Source organism: Variovorax sp. Varisp85 (genome assembly GCF_047304045.1).
In the GTDB taxonomy this organism is placed as follows: domain Bacteria; phylum Pseudomonadota; class Gammaproteobacteria; order Burkholderiales; family Burkholderiaceae_C; genus Variovorax.
In genome coordinates this window covers 1-20,388 of record NZ_JBGLYN010000058.1, presented here as the reverse complement: position 1 = coordinate 20,388, position 20,388 = coordinate 1, and the positions used below count along the sequence as shown (strand labels likewise).

Below are 20,388 nucleotides of genomic sequence, written 5' to 3'. Positions count from 1 at the left end.
GGCCGCTTGCGTCACTGGTCGAAGCCGACCTTGTCGACCAGCGCGCTGGCCTGCTTGCGGTACTTGGCGATCTCGGCCACGGGCAGCGGGTCGGCCTTCAGCTCGCCGATGCTCGACGCGATGATCGGGTCGAGCGCGACGCCCTTGCGCACCGGGTACTCGTAGTTGGTCTGCGCATACAGCGCCTGCGCCGGCTCCGACACCAGGAACTCGAGCAGCTTGACCGCGTTGGCGCGCTGCGGCGCGTTCTTCGCCACAGCCGCGCCGCTGATGTTGACGTGCGTGCCGCCGCTCTTGGCGAAGGTCGGGCGCACCACCTTGATGGCGTCGCCCCACTTGCGCGCGTCGGTGCCTTCCTTGGAACTCTTCATCTGGCCAACGTAGTACGAGTTGGCCAGGCCCACGTCGCAGATGCCGCCGAGGATGTCGCGCGCCACGTCGCGGTCGCCGCCCGTGGCCTTGCGCGCCAGGTTGGCCTTGACGCCGCGCAGCCACTGCTCGGCCTTGGCTTCGCCGTCGTGCGCGATCAGCGCGGCGACCAGCGCGGTGTTGTAGGGGTGCTGGCCGGCGCGGATGCAGACCTTGCCCTTGTATTTCGGGCTGGCGAGGTCTTCGTAGCGGAAGCTCGTGAGCGGCAGGGCCTTGTCGGCATAGAGCACGCGCGCGCGCAGCGAGAGCGAGAACCACTGGCCGTCGGCGCCGCGCAGGTTGGCCGGAATGGCCGATTCGAGCGCGGGCGATTTCACGGGCTGCGTCACGCCGCCGTCGACGAGGTCCATCAGCGCGCCGATGTCCACGGTCATCAGCACGTCGGCCGGCGAGCGGGCGCCTTCGGCCTTGACGCGCTCCAGCAGGCCGTCCTTCACGAACACGGTGTTGACCTTGACGTTGCTCTGCGCGCTGAAGGCAGAAATCAGCGGCTGGATCAGTGCGGGCTCGCGCGTCGTGTAGAGCGTGAGTTCGTCGTTCGCAGCGTGGGCGGGCAGGGCGGTGAGGGCGAGCCAGGCGGTAGTGGCGCCGATCAATGCGCGCGCGGCGCGGACTTGAGCGCCAGAGCGTTCGGTCATGAAAAATCCTCCAGGACGGTGAAGTGTTCTTGTGAAAGCATCGGCGGCACGGCGTGCGGCACCAATGCGAACAATTATCACTGACGAAGAGGGGATGAGCCGTTTGGACTTACGAGCTGAAGGCCTACTGCAGGCGAATCGACGTTCAGCGTCAACGCGGTGAGCGCCGGGTTGTCGATGTCGGTGGCCAGGGTTCGTGCGGCCACCGCCCCATCCGGATCGCCGAGGGCGGCGCGAAGGAGGTGGGCCCGCACCACGAGTTCCCGCATGCCGGTTCGTGCGGCGATGTCCATCAACTCGTCCACCTGCCGGCGGATCGGCGACGTGCGCCGCGACACGCCAAGGCGGCAAAGCGCCTCCAGCACATAGGCCTCGCCCCACAGGTAGGCGTCCGGCGGGCGGGTGCAGCGGATCAGTGTGTCCAGCAGGATTTCCTCGGCGCGCGCAGCGTCGCCGCGAGCCATCGCGACCAGTCCGAGGCCGCGGCCGGCAATGCCTTCCCAGCATGGATCGCCCAGCTGGCATCCCAGCGCGAAGGCGTGCTCGAAGCGCTCAGCGGCCGGCTCCAGTTGGCCGTCGCTCAGATCTATTTCGGCGCGAAAGGACAAGGGCCAGGGAAGGAAGGCGGCCCACAGCCGGCCAGCCTGGTCGACGGCACGGTCGACGATCGGCCTCGCTGCTTCCCATTCGCCGCGCAGGATCATGGCCCGACCCAGCATGGACTCGGCGTAGATCACCTGTTTGGGCTCGCCCGCCTCCGACGCCCAGGCTGCGGCGTCGCGCAGCGTTTCCATGGCGGCCGGGTAATAGGCCGAGTCGCTCAGGATGGAGCCCTTCACCGTGGCGATCCGGGCCCGCTCGGCAAGGGAGTCGCCTGCCAATGGCTCTGCCCGTGCCATCCAGGCCAGCGCGCGCTCATAGCGACCTCGCAGGAACTCGACGTAGCCCAGTTCGCGGCATGCGGCGGCGGCCAGTGCGGGCGCGGCTTCACGGCCGATGGCCAAGGCCTCGTGCAGGGCCGCGGCGCCCTCTTCGTCGCGGCCGCGCGCCGCGTGCACCAGCGCGCCGCCCAGCGCGACCCGCGCGCGCGTGCGCAGGGCGGGATCGCCGGTGCCGTCGGCGTCGACCATGGCTCGGCGCAGGCATTGCAGGCCGGCCTCGAGCACGCCCGCGCCGATGGCGGCCTCGCCAGCCTCGAGCTGCGCCAGGGCACCCGCGCGGCCAATGGCCGGCCGGGCTGTCGGCGTGGCCGTCACGGTGTGCAGTGCATCGGCCAGCGCGGGCCCGGGTGCGACGCCGAGCTGGCGCCTGAACAGTTCCCGGCAGGCGGCCGCCTGCCGCGCCGCGCCCATCCCGTCGCCCGCCGCCGCAAGGCAGCGCACCAGCAGGACATGCGCGTTTTCGTCCAACGGGTCCAGGCTGACGAGCCGGTAGGCCAGGTCGGCGGCCGCGCCCGGCGCCCCGTCCGCCACGCGGGACAAGGCGGCTTCGCGCAGCACGGCTTCCGCCGTGGCCTGCATCCTTCGTCGCTCGGACTGCAGCCACGCTGCGAACGACGGGCTCGATGAAAAGCCCAGGCCCTCCAGCAGCTCGCATCCGAGCCCATGGAGCGACAACGCGTCCGACCAGTCTCCCCGCGTCAGCACGGCAACGTCCACGCCGGCGACGTGCTCGTGCGGAAAGGCGATCGCATCTCCGCGCAGCGTGCAGTCGCCCAGGGCCCGACGCAGTTCGCGAAGGTTCCAGCGCAGCGCAGCCAGCGGGTCTTCGGCGTCCTCGAACAGCAATCCGGCCAGGCGCTGCCGCGCAACAGCGCCCGGTTGGAGCGCGAGATAGGCAAGCAGTCCCCAGGCCTTGTGGCCCCGGATGGGCGCGACCGGGCCGTCTGCGCTCACCACACACGGCACGCCAAGAAGCTGGACGAAGGGCCTCATGCCCGCAGTGTGGCAGAGCGAGGCACGGGGCGCGGCAGGATCGTGGGGTCAGGCCTCCGCAGTCGTCGGATCGATCGTCGTCACCACGCGGGCCACGCTGTCGGCGGGGAATCCGCCCTTGCGCGCGTGCTCGCGCACCAGCTCTTCGCTGGCCGCGTTGTAGACGCAGTAGATCTTGTCGCCCGTGACGTAGCTGTGGACCCATTGCACGTCGGGGCCGAGTTCGCGCAGCACGCCGCACGACTTCTGGGACACGGCCTGCAGTTCGGCGGCGCTGGCGGCGCCGATGTTGGGAATGGCGCGTTCGATGACGAATTTGGGCATGAGGCTCACCTTGAAGAGAGAGTCGAAGGGAGCGCGACCGTAGGCGCGGCGCGTTTGAGCTTGCGTTTGACGGCGGGTTACCCCGCCGCGGCCCCCTTGGCGACTACCGCCGCCTGGTGCCAGCCGCCGATGAGTCCGCCGGCTGGTCCGCCGAAGCCTGCCGTGCGAGCGACAGTGCCAGGTAGTCGACGAAGGCGCGCACGCGCGCCGCGAGTCGGTGGCGCTGCGGGTAGACCGCGTAGATGTCCGCGTCCGGCGTGTGGTGCTGCGGCAGGACCTGCACGAGGCGGCCGCTGCGCAGGTGGCGGGCAATGTCCCACTCCGCGCGCATCAGGATGCCGTGCCCGTCGAGCGCCCAGTTGACGGCGATCTCTCCGTCGTTCGTCGTCAGCGTGCCGCGTGTCTTGACGGCCTGCGTGGTGGCGCTCTTGCCCCGGCCGCTCGACAGCCGCCAGAGGCCGTAGGCCTCCTCGCCCTGCCGGATGCCGATGCAGTTGTGCCTGGCCAGGTCGCCGGGCACCTTGGGCATGCCGCGCCTGGCGATGTAGGCCGGCGCGGCGCACAGCAGGCGGCGGTTGGCAGCGATCCGCCTTGCGATCACGCGCGAATCCGGCGGCGCGCCGAAGCGCACGCAGACGTCGAAGGAATCGTCCGTCAGCGGCGGCGGATTGACCGACAGCTGCAGCTGCACTTCCACCTCCGGATATTCGCGCACGAACTTGGATATCAACGGCGCGATGTGGCTGCGGCCGAAGCCGAGCGTGGCGTTGACGCGCAGCAGACCCCGTGGCGTCGCCTTCGACGCGCCCAGCATTTCGCCCATGCTGTCGATGTCGTTCAGGATCCGGCGCGCGTGCTCGAGATAGAGCTCGCCTTCGGGCGTCAGGCTCATGCGCCGCGTGGTGCGGTTGAGCAGGCTGACACTCAGGCGCGCTTCCATCTGCGCGAGATGCTTGCTCACGGCCGCCGTCGAGACACCCAGCTCGCGTGCCGCGGCACTGAGGCTGCCGGCGCTCGCCAGCGCGCAGAAGAAGCCCAGGTCGGCCGGCTGGATCTCGTTTCCCACGGCTCAGCCCGCCGGCCGCGTCTCGAACACCAGGCAGGTCGTGGTGGCATGCGCGTACAGCGTGCCATCGGGCCCGAAGAGGCGGGCCTCGGCGGTGGCCAGCTGGCGGCCGCAGTGGATCACCTTGCCTTCGGCGCGCACGCGCTGCACCTTGGGCGTCAGGCCTTTCACGTAGTTCACGTTCAGCTCGGCGGTGGTGTAGGCCCGCCCGGGCGGCATCATCGTGTGGACGGAGCAGCCCAGGGCGGAGTCGAGCATCGTGGCGACCCAGCCGCCATGGATGGTGCCCAGCGGGTTCAGGTGCTGCGGCAGCGGCGTGCCCTGGAAGATGGCCACGCCCGGGCGCACTTCGAGGATCGTAAAGTCCAGCGTCCTGGCGATGGCTGCAAAGGGAATCTCGCCGTTCAGCATCGCCTGCATCATCTCGAGGCCGGTCTTGCCCGCGATCTGGTCGGGGCGGGCGAGGCCAGGGCCTGGGCCGGCTTCGAGGCGTTCGGTGATCTTTCGCTCTTCGGCGATCCATGCGTCGAGCTGGCTGGGGTTCTGCGTCATGCCGGGTGTTCTCCTGTCCGGGTTGTCTGGAGGGTTAAGTTGCATATGCAATAGTTGTAGCTACAATAATACCCCATGGACACCCTCGCCAAGCCACGCGGCTGCACCAGCTTAAAGGTGCGCCAGCTCTCGCGCCGCCTCTCGCAGCACTACGACGCCGAGGTGTCGAAGAGCGGCCTGAAGACCACACAGTACTCGCTGCTGTCGAATCTGGCGCGGCTCGGGCCCTCGCGCCCGGTCGACCTGGCAAGCGAACTCAAGATGACCGCCTCGACCCTGAGCCGCAACCTGCAGCCGCTGATCGCCGCGGGCTGGATCTCGCTGGGCGCCGGCGCAGATGCGCGCAGCCGGCTGGTGCAGATCACCGAAGAGGGCGATGCCAAGCGCCGCGAGGCGCAGCTGCACTGGAAGGCAGCGCAGCAAAAACTCAATGCGCTGCTGGGCGTCGAGCGTGTGCTCGCGCTGCACCGGCTGATCGACGAGTCGATGGAACTGCTGGGCGCGGAGGACGAGCCCGACGCCGAAGACTGAACCTTTTCTTTCCAACCGCACGCCTTCACCCATCGCGTCCGAGGCCGCGCGCGGATTCCGTTTTCGTTTCTTGCTTCTCCTCACATTCAATTCCAACAGCAGAGGTCCCATGTTCGCCACTCCCGTCTCCGCATGGCTGCAGCGCCGCGGCATTCACTACGGATGGATCGTCGCCGCCATCACCTTCCTCACCATGCTGACCATGTCGGCCGCGCTGGGCTTGCCGGGCGCCATGCTGCAGCCGCTGGGCAAGGAGTTCGGCTGGAGCACCGGGCAGATCTCGTCGGCGCTGGCGCTTCGCTTCGCGCTGTTCGGCCTGATGGGGCCGTTCGCCGCGGTGCTGATGGAGCGCTACGGATTGCGCGCCGTGGTCTGCACCGGCCTCGCGCTGGTCGGCCTGGGCATGGCACTGGTCACCATGGCTTCGCAGCTGTGGCACCTGTTCGTGCTGTGGAGCCTGATGCTGGGCCTGGGTACCGGCATGACGGCGCTGGTGCTCGGCGCAGTGGTGGCCAACCGCTGGTTCGTCGCGCGGCGCGGCCTCGTGGTCGGCATGCTCACGGCCAGTTCGGCCACCGGTCAGCTGGCCTTCCTGCCGCTCGCGGCCTGGATGATCGAGCACTGGGGCTGGCGCTCGGCCATCGTGCCGATCGTGGCCGGCAGCATACTGATCGGCGTGCTGGCGCTGTGCCTCATGCGCAACCGGCCTTCGGACCTGGGCCTGCTGCCCTACGGCGAGTTGCCCGGCACCCAGCCGGCCGCGCCTGCCGCCGCCGCGCCGGCGATGAACTTCGCCACGCCGTTTCGCGTGTTGAAGGAAGTTTCGACCAACCGCACCTTCCTCATCCTCGCCGCCACTTTCTTCATCTGCGGCCTGAGCACCAACGGGCTCGTGCAGACGCACTTCATCTCGCTGTGCGGCGACTACGGCATGAGCGCAGTGCCCGCAGCCTCGGTGCTCGCGATGATGGGGGCCTTCGACTTCGTCGGCACCATCCTCTCGGGCTGGCTCTCGGACCGCTACGACAACCGCAAGCTGCTCTTCTGGTACTACGGCCTGCGCGGCCTGTCGCTGTTCTGGCTGCCGCATTCGGAGTTCACTATCTACGGCCTGGGCATCTTCGCGATGTTCTACGGCCTCGACTGGATCGCCACCGTGCCGCCGACCGTCAAGCTCGCGGGCGCCGCCTTCGGTCCCGCCAAGGTGGGCCTGGTGTTCGGCTGGGTCTTTGCCGCGCACCAGCTGGGCGCCGCCACGGCCGCCTACGGCGCCGGCTTCGCGCGCACGCTGCTGCTGACCTACACACCGGCGCTCTACGCGGCCGGCGCAGCCTGCCTGGTGGCGGCGGTGGTCGTGATGATGATCCGCCGTCCGGCGGCGAAGGCCGGCGCGCAGGTCGCGCCTGCCGCGGCACGGGCCTGAGCGCGCGGAGCCCCCGACATGACGACAGCCCACACCGAGCTCGACCCGCGCACGCGCCGCCTGCTCGAGGCGCCCATCGTGCCCACCCTGCTGCGCCTGGCTGCGCCCAACGTGCTGGTGATGCTGGCACAGGCCTCCGTCGGCCTTATCGAGACCTACTTCGTCGGCAGGCTCGGCACCGATGCGCTCGCCGGCATGGCGCTGGTGTTTCCCATCGTGATGCTGATGCAGATGACCTCCAGTGGCGCGATGGGCGGCGGCATCGCCTCGTCGATCGCGCGCGCACTTGGCGCACGCCGCAAAGACGATGCGGATGCGCTGGTGTGGCATGCCATCGTCATCGCGCTGGGCTTCGGCCTGTGCTTCACGCTGGCCCTGCTGCTGGGCGGGCAATGGCTCTACGGGACCATGGGCGGCACGGGGCCGGCGCTCGAGGCTGCGCTCACGTACTCGAATTGGGTGTTCGCGGGCGCGACGCTGGTGTGGCTCTTCAACTCGCTCTCGGCCATCATCCGCGGCACCGGCAACATGTCGGTGCCGGCCAACGTGACGGTGGTGGGCGTGGTGTTCCTCGTTCCCGCGTCGCCGCTGCTGATCTTCGGCATCGGACCGCTGCCGGGCATGGGCATCGCGGGCGGTGCGATGGCGCTGCTGCTGTACTACCTGCTGGGCTCCGTCGCGCTGATCGTCTACCTGCGCTCGCCGCGCAGCCTGCTGCGGCCCACGCTGGCCGCGCTGAAGCTGCGCTGGCCACTGTTCCGCGACATCCTGCGCATCGGGCTGGTGGGGGCGGTGTCGACGGTGGCGACCAACCTGTCGATCGGCATCGCCACTGCGCTGACAGGTCATTTCGGCTCGGGCGCGCTGGCCGGCTACGGCACGGCCTCGCGGCTCGAATACCTGCTGGTGCCGCTGGTGTTCGGCCTCGGCGCACCGCTGGTGGCCATGGTCGGCACCTGCATGGGGGCAGGGCAGCGCGAACGCGCGCTGCGCGCCACCTGGACCGGTGCGGCGCTGGCCTTTGCGCTCACAGAAACCATCGGACTCGCGGCCGCGCTGTTCCCGCGCCCGTGGCTGCTGCTGTTCGGCAGCGACCCGGCGATGCTCGAGACCGGCGCGCACTACCTGCGCGTGGTCGGGCCGCTGTATGGCTTCTTCGGCGTCGGGCTGGTGTTGTATTTCGCGTCGCAGGGCGCGGGCCGCCTGCTGTGGCCGGTGCTGGGCAACATCGCGCGCCTGGCGGTGGCGGGCACGGGAGGCTGGCTCGCGCTGCGCTGGGGAGGCGGGCTCACCGGCGTGTTCGGGGCGCAGGGCGTGGCGCTGGCGGTGTACGGCATCGTGATCGCATCGGCCATCGCGGGCGGGGCCTGGTTCGGCCGCGTCGGCTGGCCGCGTACCACCGGCGGGCTGCTGCGGCGCATGGCGCAGGCCTGATGAAGCTAGCTTGCCCCAGGCTTCGCGCTTCATGCATCCCGGCTCACGCGAACTTCGAATGCAGGCATCCAACGACTTCCATCAACGAAAGGCTCACATGCAAATCAAGGATTCCGTGGTCTTCATCACCGGCGCCAACCGCGGCCTCGGGCTCGCCTTTGCGAAGGCGGCATTGGCGGCGGGCGCGCGCAAGGTCTATGGCGCGGCGCGCGACCCGAAGAGCATCACGCTGCCCGGCGTGACGCCGGTGGCGCTCGACGTGACGCAGCCCGCGCAGGCCGAAGCGGCCGCGCGCGCCTGCGGCGACGTCACGCTGCTGATCAACAACGCAGGCATCTCGCGCGGCTCCAGCTTCCTCGGTTCGCCCGATGCGGTGGCAGCCGCGCGCGCCGAGTTCGAAACCAACTTCTTCGGCCCCTGGACGCTGGCGCAGGCTTTCGCGCCCGTGCTCGCGGCCAACGGCGGTGGCGGCGTGATCAACGTGCTGTCGGCGCTGAGCTGGACCACCTTCCCCAGTGTGGCGACTTACAGCGCGACGAAATCGGCGGCATGGTCGCTGAGCAACGGCCTGCGCAACGAACTGGCCGCACAGGGCACGCAGGTCACGAGCCTGCATGTGGGCTACATGGACACCGACATGGCCGCGCACGCGGAAGGCGACAAGGCCTCACCGGATGATGTGGCGCGCCAGGCGCTGGCGGGCGTGGAGGCGGGGCAGCCCGAGGTGCTGGCCGACGAGGTCTCGCGGCAGCTCAAGCAGGGCCTGTCGAGTCCGACGCCGCCCTATGCCGGCTCGCCGCGGGCAGCCTGAACCGATGCCCGAATGGAGCACCCGGGCGCGCGGCCCGGGCCTTCGTCAATAGCGGTAGGGGTTGTTGGGCCGGCGGTCGTAGCGGTTGGGTACGCCGTCGCCGTCGTTGTCCCTGCGGCCATAGCGCGGGCGGTCGTCCCAGCGGCGGCCGTAGTGGCGATCCGGACCGCGGTAGTAGCCGGGGCCGTAATAGTGGCGCGGCGGGGGCGGCGGCGCGTAATAGTGGCGGGGCGGTGGTGGCGGTGCGGGCACGACATACACCTGCGCCTGGATGAAGCGCCCGCCCGTCTGGGCCTGGGCCGGAATGCTGAGTGTGGCCAGCGACAACAAGGCCGCGGCGCCGATTGCGAAACTAAGCTTTTTCACTTGATCCCCCGGTTGTGGTTGGAAGCCTCATCCTCGCGCCTGCGTGTGAAGTTGTTGTAAGGCTGAAGCGAAATCGGATGAAGAGCTGTAAGCCCGTGCGCGCCGGACGCGGCATGGTCAAGACACAATTGTGAATGGCTTTGCACCGCGGAACATGTCCCGCGGACAGGCCATTGGCCGTATCGGCCGGATGCTCAGTCGCGCGGGGCGGGCAGCATGCGCCGCAGGGCTTCGAAGAACAGGTCCGACTGTTCGCGCTCGCCCTGGATCTGCGCCGCCACATGCGCGGCCAGCTTCGCGTCGACCGGCACGAGCGGACGGCCGGTCGATTGCGCGATCACCTGGTGCAGGCAGGCGCGCTCCAGGTAGTAGAGGTCGTCGTAGGCATGGGCGATGGTGCCGCCTGCCACGATCACACCGTGGTTCGCGAGAAAGGCCACGTCCTTGCCGGCCATCGCGCGGGCGATGCGTTCGCCCTCGGCGTCGTCGAGCGCGAGGCCGTTGTATTCGGCGTCGATGGCGATGCGGTTCATGTAGCGCATCGCGTTCTGGCTGGCGGTCGGGTCGAGCGCGCGGTCGGCCGTGATCGTGAGCGCGGTGGCGTACGGCATGTGGCAGTGCATCACGACCGCATGGCCCGTGAGCCGGTGCACCGCGCCATGGATGAAGAGGGCGGTGGGCTCCACGCCGTGGCGGCCCGCGAGCACCTCGCCGTGCACGTCGATCAGCACGATGTCGTCGGGGCCGATCTCGCTCCAGTGCAGCCCGCGGGGGTTGATGAGGTAGCGGTCCTGCGCGCCCGGCAGCATCACGCTGAAGTGGTTGCAGACGCCTTCGGACAACCCGTGGTGGGCGGCGGCGCGCAAGGCCAGGGCGAGGTCTTCGCGCAGCTTGCTGACGGCGGGGCTGGCGTAGGCGGCATCGGCGGACATCGAGGGGGCTCCTTGTTCTTGGGTTGCGTCCTGGATCAGGCCTGGATCAATCCCGTCCAGGCCGCGATGAATTTCTTCGCATCGTCGCACACCGCCGCGGCCTGCTTGCCGGGCTTGTAGAGCGCGGAGCCGATACCGAACCCTGCAGCCCCGCCCGCACGCCATTCGGCCATGTTCGCGGGCGTGATGCCGCCCACGGGCATCACGGGCGTGCCGGCCGGCAGCACGGCCAGCAGCGCTTTCACCACGGCGGGCGAGGCCAGTTCGGCCGGGAACAGCTTGAGCCCCGTGGCGCCGGCCGCGAGCGCGCCGAAGGCCTCGGTTGGCGTCATGACGCCCGGCAGGCACACCATGCCGAGCCGTGCGGCCTCGGCGATGACCTCGGCGTTGAAGTTGGGCGAGACGATCAGCTCGCCGCCGGCCGCGTGCACCTCGCGCACCTGCTGCGCGCCGAGCACCGTGCCGGCGCCGACCAGCGCGTGCGGAAAGCGCTTGCGCATCAGCGCAATGCTTTCCAGAGGATGCGGCGAATTGAGCGGCACCTCGAGCAGCCGGAAGCCGGGTCCGGCGATGGCGTCGCCGATGTCGGCGGCCTCGGCGGGCGTGAGACCGCGCAGGATCGCCACCAGGGGCAGCTCGCGCATCGCGGCATGGAATTTTTCGAGGGGCGTGGTCATGTGGGGGTTCTGTCGGTGTCGAGAAAACCGGACAGCGCGTGCAGTCCGGCCCAGGTGGCTTCGGCGCCCAGCGTGCGTGTGGCGACGCCGGTGGCGCGCAGGGCCAGTGCATAGCGCTGGGTGAGGGCGGACGAGCCGATGAGGATCACCTCGCCGGCGGCCTGCAGCGACTGCGTGCGCAGTTCCTCACCGATCAGCAGGCCCGAGAGATAGCTCGACAATTCCTGCTTCGGCATGCGCTCGAACAGCGCCAGCGTGCGCGTGCCGAAGGCGTTGTGCAGCAGGCCGTGGCCGTTTTCCGAGCAGGTCACGCCTTCGAGGAAAGAGGCCTCGTCGAGCGGTGCCGACGCGTCGAGCATGCGCGCCAGGATCGAATGCTGGCTCAGCAGCGCGTAGAACTCGCCCGTCATGTAGGTGCGGAAGCCCGCGACGCGGCCCTTCTTGACCGTGACCCATTTGTTGTGCGTACCGGGCAGCACGAAGACGCCGTCGTCCAGGCCGGTGATCGACATCGCACCGAAGATCTGCACCTCTTCGCCGCGCATCACGTCGGGCACGCCGTCGTGCTCGTCGTTCAGGCCCGGCACGATCGCGATGCTGGCACCGGGGATGGCGTCGACGTCGATGATCCTGCGGCCCACCTCGACGCGGCCGGCGGGGCAGGCACAGTACGGTGCTTCCACCCAGCCCTGCTTGCTGCCGGCCATGCCGGAGATCAGGCAGCGCGCGCCCTCGAGGCGCATCCAGTCGCCGAACAGTGACTCGAAGACGGCGGGAAAGCCACCTTCGGGCACCGCGAGGATGCCTCGCGCATCGCTGCGTTCTTCCTGTACCTTGCCTTGGGCGTCCAGCAAGGCACCGCGCAGCGAGCTTGTGCCCCAGTCGATGGCTATCAGTCGTGTCATGTCTGTCGCCTGCGTTTTGAGGATTTGTGTCGGGGTGCGTGCACAAGCCACCGGGTGCTCCCCTCCGCGAATGTCCCCCGTCGGCGTGATCGCGCCGCGAACCCTCAGCCCTCGGTCCTAGTGATTGTCGCGCGGCACGAAAGCCCCACGGCGACCACGCAGAAAGCCCAGGTCGGCCCCCTGGTCAGCCTGCAGCACCGTGTCGACGTAGAGCTTCCAGTACCCCGAGTCCAGCGGCGCCTTGGGAGCGACCCATTTCTCGCGGCGCTTCGCCAGCTCTTCGTCGCTCACATGCAGATGCAATTTGCGGTTCGGCACGTCGAGCTCGACGATGTCGCCGTCCTGCACCAGCGCCAGCGGGCCGCCGGCTGCGGCTTCGGGTGCGGTGTGCAGCACCACGGTGCCGTAGGCCGTGCCGCTCATGCGCGCATCGCTGATGCGGACCATGTCGGTGATGCCCTTGCGCAGCACCTTCGGCGGCAGCGGCATGTTGCCGGCCTCGGCCATGCCGGGGTAGCCCTTGGGGCCGCAGTTCTTCAGCACCATGATGCAGTGCTCGTCGATGTCGAGGTTCTCGTCGTCGATGCGCTTGTGCAGGTCTTCTGCGCTTTCGAACACCACCGCGCGGCCCTTGTGCACCAGCAGTTCGGGCGTGGCCGCGCTGGGCTTGATGATGGCGCCGTTGGGCGCGAGGTTGCCGCGCAGCACGCAGATGCCGGCCTTCTCCTTGAAGGGCTCGGCCAGCGTGCGAATGACCTGCGGGCCATAGTTCTCGGCGTCCTTCACGTTCTCCCACACGCTCTGGCCGGTGACGGTGAGGATGTCCTTGTGCAGGTGGTCGGCGATCTCCTTGATGACCACCGGCAGGCCGCCCGCGTAGCAGAAGTCTTCCATCAGGAACTGGCCCGAAGGCTGCAGGTTCACGAGGCAGGGCAGCTCGGAGGCGAGGCGGTCGAAGTCGTCGAGCGTGAGGTCCACGCCGATGCGCCCCGCGATGGCCAGCAGGTGGATCACGAGGTTGGTCGATCCGCCGATGGCCGCGTTCACCTTGATGGCGTTCTCGATCGCCTGGCGCGTGAGGATCTTCGACATGTTCATGTCCTCGTGCACCATGTCGACGATGCGCCGGCCCGCCTGGCGCGCGAGCACGTTGCGGCGGCCGTCCACGGCGGGGTAGGCCGCGTTGCCCGGCAGCCCGATGCCCAGCGACTCGACCATGCTCGCCATGGTGCTGGCGGTACCCATCGTCATGCAGTGGCCGTGGCTGCGGTGCATGCAGCTCTCGGCCTCGAAGAATTCCTGCAGCTTGAGCGTGCCGGCGCGCACCTGCTCGCTCATCTGCCATACGCCGGTGCCCGAGCCCAGCTCCTGGCCGCGCCACTTGCCCGAGAGCATCGGGCCGCCGGAGACGCCGATGGTCGGCAGGTCGACGCTGGCCGCGCCCATCATCAGTGCGGGCGTGGTCTTGTCGCAGCCCATGAGCAGCACCACGCCGTCGAGCGGATTGCCACGGATGCTTTCTTCGACGTCCATGCTCGCGAGGTTGCGGTACAGCATGGCGGTCGGGCGCAGCAGCGTCTCGCCGAGCGACATCACGGGGAACTCGAGTGGAAAGCCGCCCGCTTCGTACACACCGATCTTCACTTGCTCGGCCAGCGTGCGGAAATGCGAGTTGCAGGGCGTGAGTTCGCTGAAGGTGTTGCAGATGCCGATGACCGGGCGGCCGTCGAACTGGTCGTGCGGCAGGCCCTTGCCCTTCATCCAGCTGCGGTAGATGAAGCCGTCGCGGTCGTTGCGGCCGAACCATTGCTGGCTGCGAAGTTCACCGGGTTTTTTCTTGGGAGCGGTGCTCATGGAGTGTCTCTCTTTGTTGTCGAAATAAGAGGCAGAACTCTCAGGGTTTGTCCTGCCGATCCGGGCTTTCAATCATCATATGATAAGCGCGACCAGCACGCCGGACCCTTGGTGTTTTCGAGCGTCGAGATACCGAATTTCGCATCACACATGATCAAGAACATCCACGGTCGCACGCTCGAGCTGCTCGGTGAAGCCGTGGTGTCGGGACGCTATGCGATCGGTGCGTCGATCCCCTCCGAGCCGGTGCTCGGCGAGGAACTCGGCGTGAGCCGGACCGTGGTGCGCGAGGCCATCAAGTCGCTGGCGGCCAAGGGCCTGATCGTCACGGGGCCGAAGGTCGGCACGCGCGTGCTGCCCCAGGACAAGTGGAACTGGTTCGACCCCGATGTCATCACCTGGCAGGCGCGCGCGGGGCTCACGCCCGAGTTCCTGCGCGACCTGCAGGACCTGCGTCGCGTCGTGGAGCCGGCGGCCGTCAGGCTCGCGGCCGAGCGGGCCACGGCCAAGGACATCGCGGAAATAGAAACGGCCTTCGCCGGCATGAAGGAGGCGGTGGAAAACGGCGGCGACTACGTCACCTTCGACCTGCGCTTCCATAACGGCCTGCTGAGTGCCGCCGGCAACCGCATGCTGGCGCAGATGAGCAAGGTGCTCAGCGCACTGCTGCGCACCAGTTTCGAGATATCGACCGCCAAGCCCGACGGGCCCGCGCTTTCGCTGCCGCTGCATCGCGCGGTGATCGACGCGGTGATCGCGCACGACCCGAGCGGGGCCGAGCGCGCGATCATCCGCCTCATCGACGGCGCGCGCCAGGACATCGAGGACGTGCTGGGCTCTCGCCGGCGATTGCCGCGCCTGAGCAGGCCGCCGCCCAGGCTCAAGGCCAGCTAGCAGCATCTGCGCCGTCTACGCGTTTGTCCGCAGTTCGCATCCGGTTCTTTCACCCTACGCTCGCGCCCCGAGCAAATTCCACCCAAGAAGAGAAGGAGACATCAACCATGAAACTCGTCAAGTCGCTCATCGCGCCGACGCTGGTCGCGCTGGGCCTGCTGTCGGCAGGCCACGCTGCCGCGCAGGAAAAACTCACCGTCTGGTGGGTCAAGGGCTTCTACAAGGCGGAGGACGATGCGCTGTTCGCCGCCATCAAGAAGTTCGAGGAGAAGAACAAGAACGTCAAGATCGAACTGTCGCAGTACCCGATCCAGGACATGATCCCCAAGACCGTGTCCGCGCTCGACTCGGGCAGCCCGCCCGACGTGGCCTACGCCGACGTGTACGACTTCCAGGTCACGGGCAAGTGGGCCTTCGACGGCAAGCTCGAGGACATCAGCAGCGTGCTCACGCCCATGAAGGACCGCTTCGCGCCCAACACGATCGAGACCACCTACCTCTACAACGACCAGACCAAGAGCAAGGCCTACTACGCCTTCCCGATCAAGCAGCAGACGATGCACATCGAGTACTGGCGCGACATGCTGGCGGAGGCGGGCTTCAAGGAGTCGGACATCCCGACGACCTGGAAGGAGTACTGGACGTTCTGGTGCGAGAAGGCGCAGACCGCCAGCCGCCAGAAGAGCGGCAAGCGCACCTTCGGCATCGGCATGCCAATGGGCGTGGATTCGAGCGACTCGTTCTATTCGTTCCTGACCTTCATGGACGCCTACAACGTCAAGCTGGTGGACGACAACGGCAAGCTGCTGGTCGACGACCCGAAGGTGCGCACCGGCCTGATCGGCGCGCTGACCGACTACACCACGCCCTACACCAAGGGCTGCACGCCGCCGTCGTCGACAAGCTGGAAGGACCCGGACAACAACGTCGCGTTCCACAACAAGACGACGCTGATGACGCACAACGCGACCATCTCCATCGCCGCCAAGTGGCTCGACGATTCGGACAACGCCTCGCTCACGCCCGAGCAGCGCGAGGAAGCGCGCAAGAACTACACCGAGCGCATCCGCACGGCAGGTTTCCCGAGCAAGCCTGACGGCAGCAAGATGGTGTACCGCACCGCCGTGAAGACCGGCGTGGTGTTCAAGGACGCGAAGAACAAGGCGCGCGCCAAGGAGTTCGTCGCCTTCCTGATGCAGGAAGAGAACCTGACGCCGTACGTCGAAGGCTCGCTGGGCCGCTGGTTCCCGGTCACCAAGGCCGCGCAGCAGCGCGACTTCTGGAAGGCCGACCCGCACCGCCTCTCGGTCTACAACCAGTACGCCGCCGGCACCGTGACCTTCGAGTTCACCAAGAACTACAAGTTCACCGTGCTGAACAACGAGAACGTCTGGGCCAAGGCCATGAGCCGTGTCGTCACCGACAAGGTGCCGGTGGACAAGGCCGTGGACGAGATGATCGCGCGCATCAAGACGGTGGCGGCGCAGTAAGCGGCGCACACGCGACACCCGCAACCACCAGCAGCTGCATGCCATGAGCGCCACAGCCACCGCCGCCGCGTCGACCCCGACGCCTGTCGTCAATCCCGGAGCGCGGCATGCGCGCTGGCAGTTCTGGGGCGCGGTCATGGTCGTGCCCTACCTGCTGGTGTTCGTGGTGTTCGTGCTGTACCCGGTGGGCTATGGCCTCTGGCTCGCCCGCCATCCGCAAAGCTACGTGAAGCTGGTCGAAGACCCGATCTTCTTCCGCTCGGTGATCAACACGGCCATCTTCCTGATCGTGGCGATCAACCTCAAGATGCTCGTGGCACTGGTGCTCTCGGGCTTCTTCGTGACATCGCGCTGGTGGATCAAGATCGTCTCGGCGATCTTTATCCTGCCCTGGGCGATGCCTTCGATCCCGACCATCCTGTCGATCCGCTTCATGCTGAACCCCGAGTGGGGCGTGATCAACAGCACCATCTTCCGCCTGACCGGCGCCGATGGGCCCAACTGGCTCAACGACCCCGCGCTGGCATTGGCCTTCGCGATGGTGGTGCACGTGTGGAAGTCGCTGCCGTTCTGGACACTGATCCTGGTGGCGGGGCGGCTGGCCATTCCATCCGAACAATACGAGGCGGCCTCCGTCGACGGCGCCTCGTCGTGGCAGAAGTTCCGCTTCGTGAGCTGGCCGGCACTGAAGACGCTCTACATCACCTCGACCATCCTCTCGATGATCTGGACGCTGGGCGACTTCAACAGCGTCTACCTGCTGACCGGCGGCGGCCCCGCCGACCTGACGCATGTGCTCGCCACGCTGGGCATCCGCTACCTGCGCCTCGACCAGGTCGACCTGTCGATGGCTTCCATCGTGGTGGCCTTGCCGCTCGTGCTGCCCCTCGTGTACTTCATGATGAAGAGGCTCTCGAAATGAAGCGCTGGACTCCGAAAGCCGTGCTCACCGAAGCCCGGCTCCTGCTCATCGGCATACCTGTGCTGCTGTGGACGCTGATCCCGGTCTACCACATGGTGCTGTTCGCGATCTCGTCGAAGGACTCAGCGACCTCGGGCCACCTGTGGCCCAAGAACCCGACGCTGGACAACTTCCGCATCGTGTTCCAGCAGAAGCATTTCTACCTCGACCACTTCTGGCTGCAGCTGTGGAACTCGCTGCTGATCGCGCTGTCGGTGGGCGTGCTCACGCTGTTCGTGGCGACCACAGCCGCATTCGCCATCAGCCGGCTGCGTGTGCGCGGCGGGCGCACGGTGATGAACCTGGCGCTGTTCACGTACTTCATCCCGGCGGCGTTCCTGGCCGTGCCGATGTACAAGACCATGGGCAACTACGGGCTGCTCAACAGCCAGTGGGCGTTGATCCTGGCGATGGTGACCATCGCTTCGCCGTACTGCATCTGGGTACTGAAGCAGGCGTCGGACAAACTGCCCTACGAACTCGACGAGGCCGCGCGCATGGACGGCGCCTCGCCGCTGCAGTTGTTCCGCCTGGTGTACTTGCCGCTGATGGTGCCGTCGCTGGTGGCGGTGGGCACCTATTCGCTGCTGCTGGCATGGAACGAATACCTCTACGCCTTCCTGCTGCTGTCGAACGACAGGAGCGTGACCCTTGCCGTCGCGCTCGGCAACTTCCTCTCGGCGGACGATTCGCCATGGGAGCTGCTGATGGCCACCGGCCTCATCTATGCGTTGCCGCCCGCGGCGATCTACTACGCATTCAAACGCTACATGGTCGGTGGTCTTACTGCCGGCGCCGTCAAGAGCTGAGCGAATCCAGGAATCACAAATGGCATCCGTAACCTTTCGCAATATCCAGAAATCCTTCGGCAAGGTCCAGATCATCAAGGGCCTGGGCTTCGACATCAGCGACGGCGAATTCGTCGTGCTGGTCGGCCCTTCGGGCTGCGGCAAGTCGACGCTGCTGCGCATGCTCGCGGGCCTGGAAGACATCAGCGGCGGCGAGATCGTCATCGATGGCCGCGTGGTCAACGACCTCGAGTCGAAGGACCGCGACATCGCCATGGTGTTCCAGAGCTACGCGCTCTATCCGCACATGACGGTGGGCGAGAACATGGGCTTCAGCCTGCGGCTGCGCAACGCCGAGAAATCGGTGACCGACGAGCGCGTGGCGCGGGCCGCGAAGATACTCAACCTCGACGCATTGCTGGGCCGCTATCCGCGGGAGCTCTCGGGCGGCCAGCGCCAGCGCGTGGCCATGGGCCGCGCCATCGTGCGCGACCCGAAGGTGTTCCTGTTCGACGAGCCGCTGTCCAACCTCGACGCCAAGCTGCGCGTGGCGATGCGCGCCGAGATCAAGGCGCTGCACCAGCGCCTGAAGACCACCACCGTCTACGTGACGCACGACCAGATCGAGGCCATGACCATGGCCGACCGCATCGTGGTGATGCACGACGGCATCATCGAGCAGATCGGCACGCCGCTGGAGCTGTACGACCGGCCCGACAACCTGTTCGTCGCGCAGTTCATCGGCTCGCCGTCGATGAACGTCATCGAAGGCACGGTGCGGCGCGCGGGCGGCGACTGCTGGGTCGAATCGCAAGGCGCGCGCTGGCCGGTGCCGGCCGGCACCTCGGCCCCCGACGGCCAGCCGGTGCACTACGGCATCCGGCCCGGCGACATGACGCTCGGCGGCGGCCCGCACAGCGTCGAAGCCAAGGTGATCGTGGTCGAACCCACCGGTGCGGAGACCGAACTGCTGGTGCAGGTCGGCGAAGAAAAGCTGGTGCTGGCGGTGCATGGCCGCGTCGATGCCGGACCTGACGAAACGGTGCGGCTGGCCATCGAGGCCGAGAACGTGCACCTGTTCGACCGGCAGACCGGCCGGCGCATGGGCTGATCCTCAGGCCGTGCGCAGCCGCAGCAAGGCGCGCACGAAGCCGTGGTCGGAGCGCGAGCGGTCGCGCCCTTCGTGCAGGTGGTCGTTGAAATAGTCGACCCGCCGCACGTCGCCCAGGCTGTGCCGGCTGGTGGCGACGAACTCCTCGCTCACGAAGATCTGGTCGAGCACGTCCGGAAAGCCCTGGTGGATGTGCGAATACGCCACGTCCTTCTTGAGTGCTGATTCACCCTGCATCTCGTAGGCGTTGAACAGGGCCACGTCGCGCGCGGCCTTGTCGTAGGCCACTTCGGAGGTGGCAGCCACGAGCTGCGTCGTCACGCTGTGCGGGTTGTCGTTGAAGTCGCCCATCACCACGAGCGGCACGTTCGTGTCCTGCAGCAGGTCGATGACGATGCAGCGCAGGGCCGCGGCTTCCGCGCCGCGCATCAGCAGCGAGCGCATCGAGGCCATCACGCCCACCTTGCGGTCGTCCCGGTCTTCGAGCGGGTTGCCTTGGGCGTCCTGCAGGAACTTCGGGCGCTTGGACTTCAGGTGCACCGTGAGCACATGCACCTGCTGGCCGTGCTTCATGCGCACCGTGGCGAGCAGGGGGGGCCGCTCGAAGCGCGTGTGGGGGCCCAGGCCCGGCACCTCAACGCCGAAGCCCGGAGGGAAGTCGACGAAGGAGCGAAGCTCGTCCACCTTCAGCCGCGTCGCGATGCCCACGCGCGGCGTGCCCTGCGCGCCGGTGTGTGGTGGCGTGTTCTCGGCACCCGGCACCGAGACGAAGTCGTAGCGCAGGCCGCTGCGCGCGATGCAGGCCTTGAGCGCCGACTCGTCCCACACCTCCTGCACCGCCAGCACGTCGGCGTTGAGTGCATGGAAGCGCTCGCCGGTCCAGTCGATCTTTCGTTCGTACTCGCGCTCGGTGTAGGCGTCCTGGTTCTCGTAATACACGCGGTTCGGTGCCGCGAGATTGAGGAGGTTGCAGGTGGCTACGAAGAGGGTGGCGTAGTTGGGTGGGATGTATTGCATGGCGGCGATGATTGTGGCTCGGGTCACCGTTGCCTATCGAAACCTTGCCTGCCACACGCGCTGACGACCTCAAAAGAAAAAGGGCACCGAGTGCCCTTTCTTCATCTTTCGGGTAGGTGTTCTACCCGCGGCGAGTCTCAGCGACCGAACGAACGGCCACCACCGCCGCCGCCCGAGCGGCCACCGCCACCATAGCCGCCGCCACCCGAACGGCCACCGCCGCCCGAACGGTTGCCGCCGTAGCCGCCACC

The 20,388-nt window shown here is 67.8% G+C and carries 20 protein-coding genes; 9 read left to right on the top strand and 11 right to left on the bottom strand.

The window, feature by feature from the left end; all coding sequences use genetic code 11:
• Positions 1-11 precede the first annotated feature (11 nt).
• The 5 genes from ACCC97_RS20945 to ACCC97_RS20925 all read right to left on the bottom strand — a co-directional run bounded on the left by ACCC97_RS20945 (position 12) and on the right by ACCC97_RS20925 (position 4,943).
• The gene (locus ACCC97_RS20945) at positions 12-1,067 is read right to left on the bottom strand and encodes a Fe(3+) ABC transporter substrate-binding protein (RefSeq protein ID WP_413334814.1); all 1,056 of its coding nucleotides are present in this window, start codon (positions 1,065-1,067) and stop codon (positions 12-14) included.
• A gap of 77 nt (positions 1,068-1,144) precedes the next feature.
• Positions 1,145-3,001: a BTAD domain-containing putative transcriptional regulator gene (locus tag ACCC97_RS20940; protein ID WP_413334813.1), complete on the bottom strand. Its 1,857-nt coding sequence runs from the start codon at positions 2,999-3,001 to the stop codon at positions 1,145-1,147.
• A 48-nt stretch (positions 3,002-3,049) separates the two neighbouring features.
• Entirely contained in the window at positions 3,050-3,325 is a 276-nt protein-coding gene (locus tag ACCC97_RS20935) for a DUF4242 domain-containing protein (protein WP_007829504.1), read from the bottom strand.
• Positions 3,326-3,428: 103 nt separating this feature from the next.
• Entirely contained in the window at positions 3,429-4,391 is a 963-nt protein-coding gene (locus ACCC97_RS20930) for a LysR substrate-binding domain-containing protein (protein WP_413334811.1), read from the bottom strand.
• A 3-nt stretch (positions 4,392-4,394) separates the two neighbouring features.
• Positions 4,395-4,943, bottom strand: a complete 549-nt coding sequence (locus ACCC97_RS20925) for a PaaI family thioesterase (RefSeq protein ID WP_007829509.1) — start codon at positions 4,941-4,943, stop codon at positions 4,395-4,397.
• A 75-nt stretch (positions 4,944-5,018) separates the two neighbouring features.
• On the opposite strand from ACCC97_RS20925, the gene ACCC97_RS20920 reads away from it, so the two are divergent.
• The 4 genes from ACCC97_RS20920 (at position 5,019) to ACCC97_RS20905 (ending at position 9,142) form a co-directional block, all read left to right on the top strand.
• Positions 5,019-5,474 (top strand): MarR family winged helix-turn-helix transcriptional regulator, encoded by a 456-nt coding sequence (locus tag ACCC97_RS20920; protein ID WP_056587461.1) that lies wholly within the window; start codon positions 5,019-5,021, stop codon positions 5,472-5,474.
• Positions 5,475-5,583: 109 nt separating this feature from the next.
• Positions 5,584-6,897, top strand: coding sequence for an MFS transporter (locus ACCC97_RS20915; RefSeq protein WP_007829517.1), 1,314 nt, complete (start codon positions 5,584-5,586; stop codon positions 6,895-6,897).
• Positions 6,898-6,915: 18 nt separating this feature from the next.
• Positions 6,916-8,331, top strand: a complete 1,416-nt coding sequence (locus tag ACCC97_RS20910; RefSeq protein WP_007829518.1) for an MATE family efflux transporter — start codon at positions 6,916-6,918, stop codon at positions 8,329-8,331.
• A gap of 97 nt (positions 8,332-8,428) precedes the next feature.
• The gene (locus tag ACCC97_RS20905; protein WP_413314095.1) at positions 8,429-9,142 is read left to right on the top strand and encodes an SDR family oxidoreductase; all 714 of its coding nucleotides are present in this window, start codon (positions 8,429-8,431) and stop codon (positions 9,140-9,142) included.
• 45 nt (positions 9,143-9,187) lie between these two features.
• Here the strand turns inward: ACCC97_RS20905 and ACCC97_RS20900 are convergent, their stop codons facing one another.
• From ACCC97_RS20900 to ACCC97_RS20880, 5 genes are all read right to left on the bottom strand, one after another.
• Complete coding sequence (locus tag ACCC97_RS20900) at positions 9,188-9,508, bottom strand: hypothetical protein (RefSeq protein WP_007829519.1); 321 nt, start codon at positions 9,506-9,508, stop codon at positions 9,188-9,190.
• Positions 9,509-9,702: 194 nt separating this feature from the next.
• Positions 9,703-10,476, bottom strand: a complete 774-nt coding sequence (locus ACCC97_RS20895) for an aldolase (RefSeq protein WP_413334832.1) — start codon at positions 10,474-10,476, stop codon at positions 9,703-9,705.
• Complete coding sequence (locus ACCC97_RS20890; protein ID WP_007829521.1) at positions 10,476-11,117, bottom strand: 2-dehydro-3-deoxy-6-phosphogalactonate aldolase; 642 nt, start codon at positions 11,115-11,117, stop codon at positions 10,476-10,478. The genes ACCC97_RS20895 and ACCC97_RS20890 overlap by 1 nt, the downstream gene beginning before the upstream one ends.
• A complete protein-coding gene (locus tag ACCC97_RS20885) occupies positions 11,114-12,022 on the bottom strand; it encodes a 2-dehydro-3-deoxygalactonokinase (protein ID WP_007829522.1) in 909 nt (302 codons plus the stop codon). Before ACCC97_RS20885 ends, ACCC97_RS20890 begins: the two co-directional genes overlap by 4 nt.
• A 117-nt stretch (positions 12,023-12,139) precedes the next feature.
• Entirely contained in the window at positions 12,140-13,876 is a 1,737-nt protein-coding gene (locus ACCC97_RS20880) for an IlvD/Edd family dehydratase (protein WP_007829523.1), read from the bottom strand.
• Between the two features lie 150 nt (positions 13,877-14,026).
• Between ACCC97_RS20880 and ACCC97_RS20875 the strand changes: the two genes are divergently transcribed.
• The 5 genes from ACCC97_RS20875 (at position 14,027) to ACCC97_RS20855 (ending at position 19,120) form a co-directional block, all read left to right on the top strand.
• Positions 14,027-14,770 (top strand): FadR/GntR family transcriptional regulator, encoded by a 744-nt coding sequence (locus ACCC97_RS20875; protein ID WP_007829524.1) that lies wholly within the window; start codon positions 14,027-14,029, stop codon positions 14,768-14,770.
• Between the two features lie 107 nt (positions 14,771-14,877).
• Positions 14,878-16,260, top strand: a complete 1,383-nt coding sequence (locus ACCC97_RS20870; protein ID WP_007829525.1) for an ABC transporter substrate-binding protein — start codon at positions 14,878-14,880, stop codon at positions 16,258-16,260.
• 43 nt (positions 16,261-16,303) lie between these two features.
• Entirely contained in the window at positions 16,304-17,182 is an 879-nt protein-coding gene (locus ACCC97_RS20865) for a carbohydrate ABC transporter permease (RefSeq protein ID WP_007829526.1), read from the top strand.
• A complete protein-coding gene (locus ACCC97_RS20860; RefSeq protein ID WP_007829528.1) occupies positions 17,179-18,030 on the top strand; it encodes a carbohydrate ABC transporter permease in 852 nt (283 codons plus the stop codon). The genes ACCC97_RS20865 and ACCC97_RS20860 overlap by 4 nt, the downstream gene beginning before the upstream one ends.
• Before the next feature lie 19 nt (positions 18,031-18,049).
• Positions 18,050-19,120: an ABC transporter ATP-binding protein gene (locus ACCC97_RS20855; RefSeq protein WP_007829530.1), complete on the top strand. Its 1,071-nt coding sequence runs from the start codon at positions 18,050-18,052 to the stop codon at positions 19,118-19,120.
• A 3-nt stretch (positions 19,121-19,123) separates the two neighbouring features.
• Here the strand turns inward: ACCC97_RS20855 and ACCC97_RS20850 are convergent, their stop codons facing one another.
• Positions 19,124-20,137, bottom strand: a complete 1,014-nt coding sequence (locus ACCC97_RS20850; RefSeq protein ID WP_413334807.1) for an endonuclease/exonuclease/phosphatase family protein — start codon at positions 20,135-20,137, stop codon at positions 19,124-19,126.
• Between the last annotated feature and the right edge of the window lie 251 nt (positions 20,138-20,388).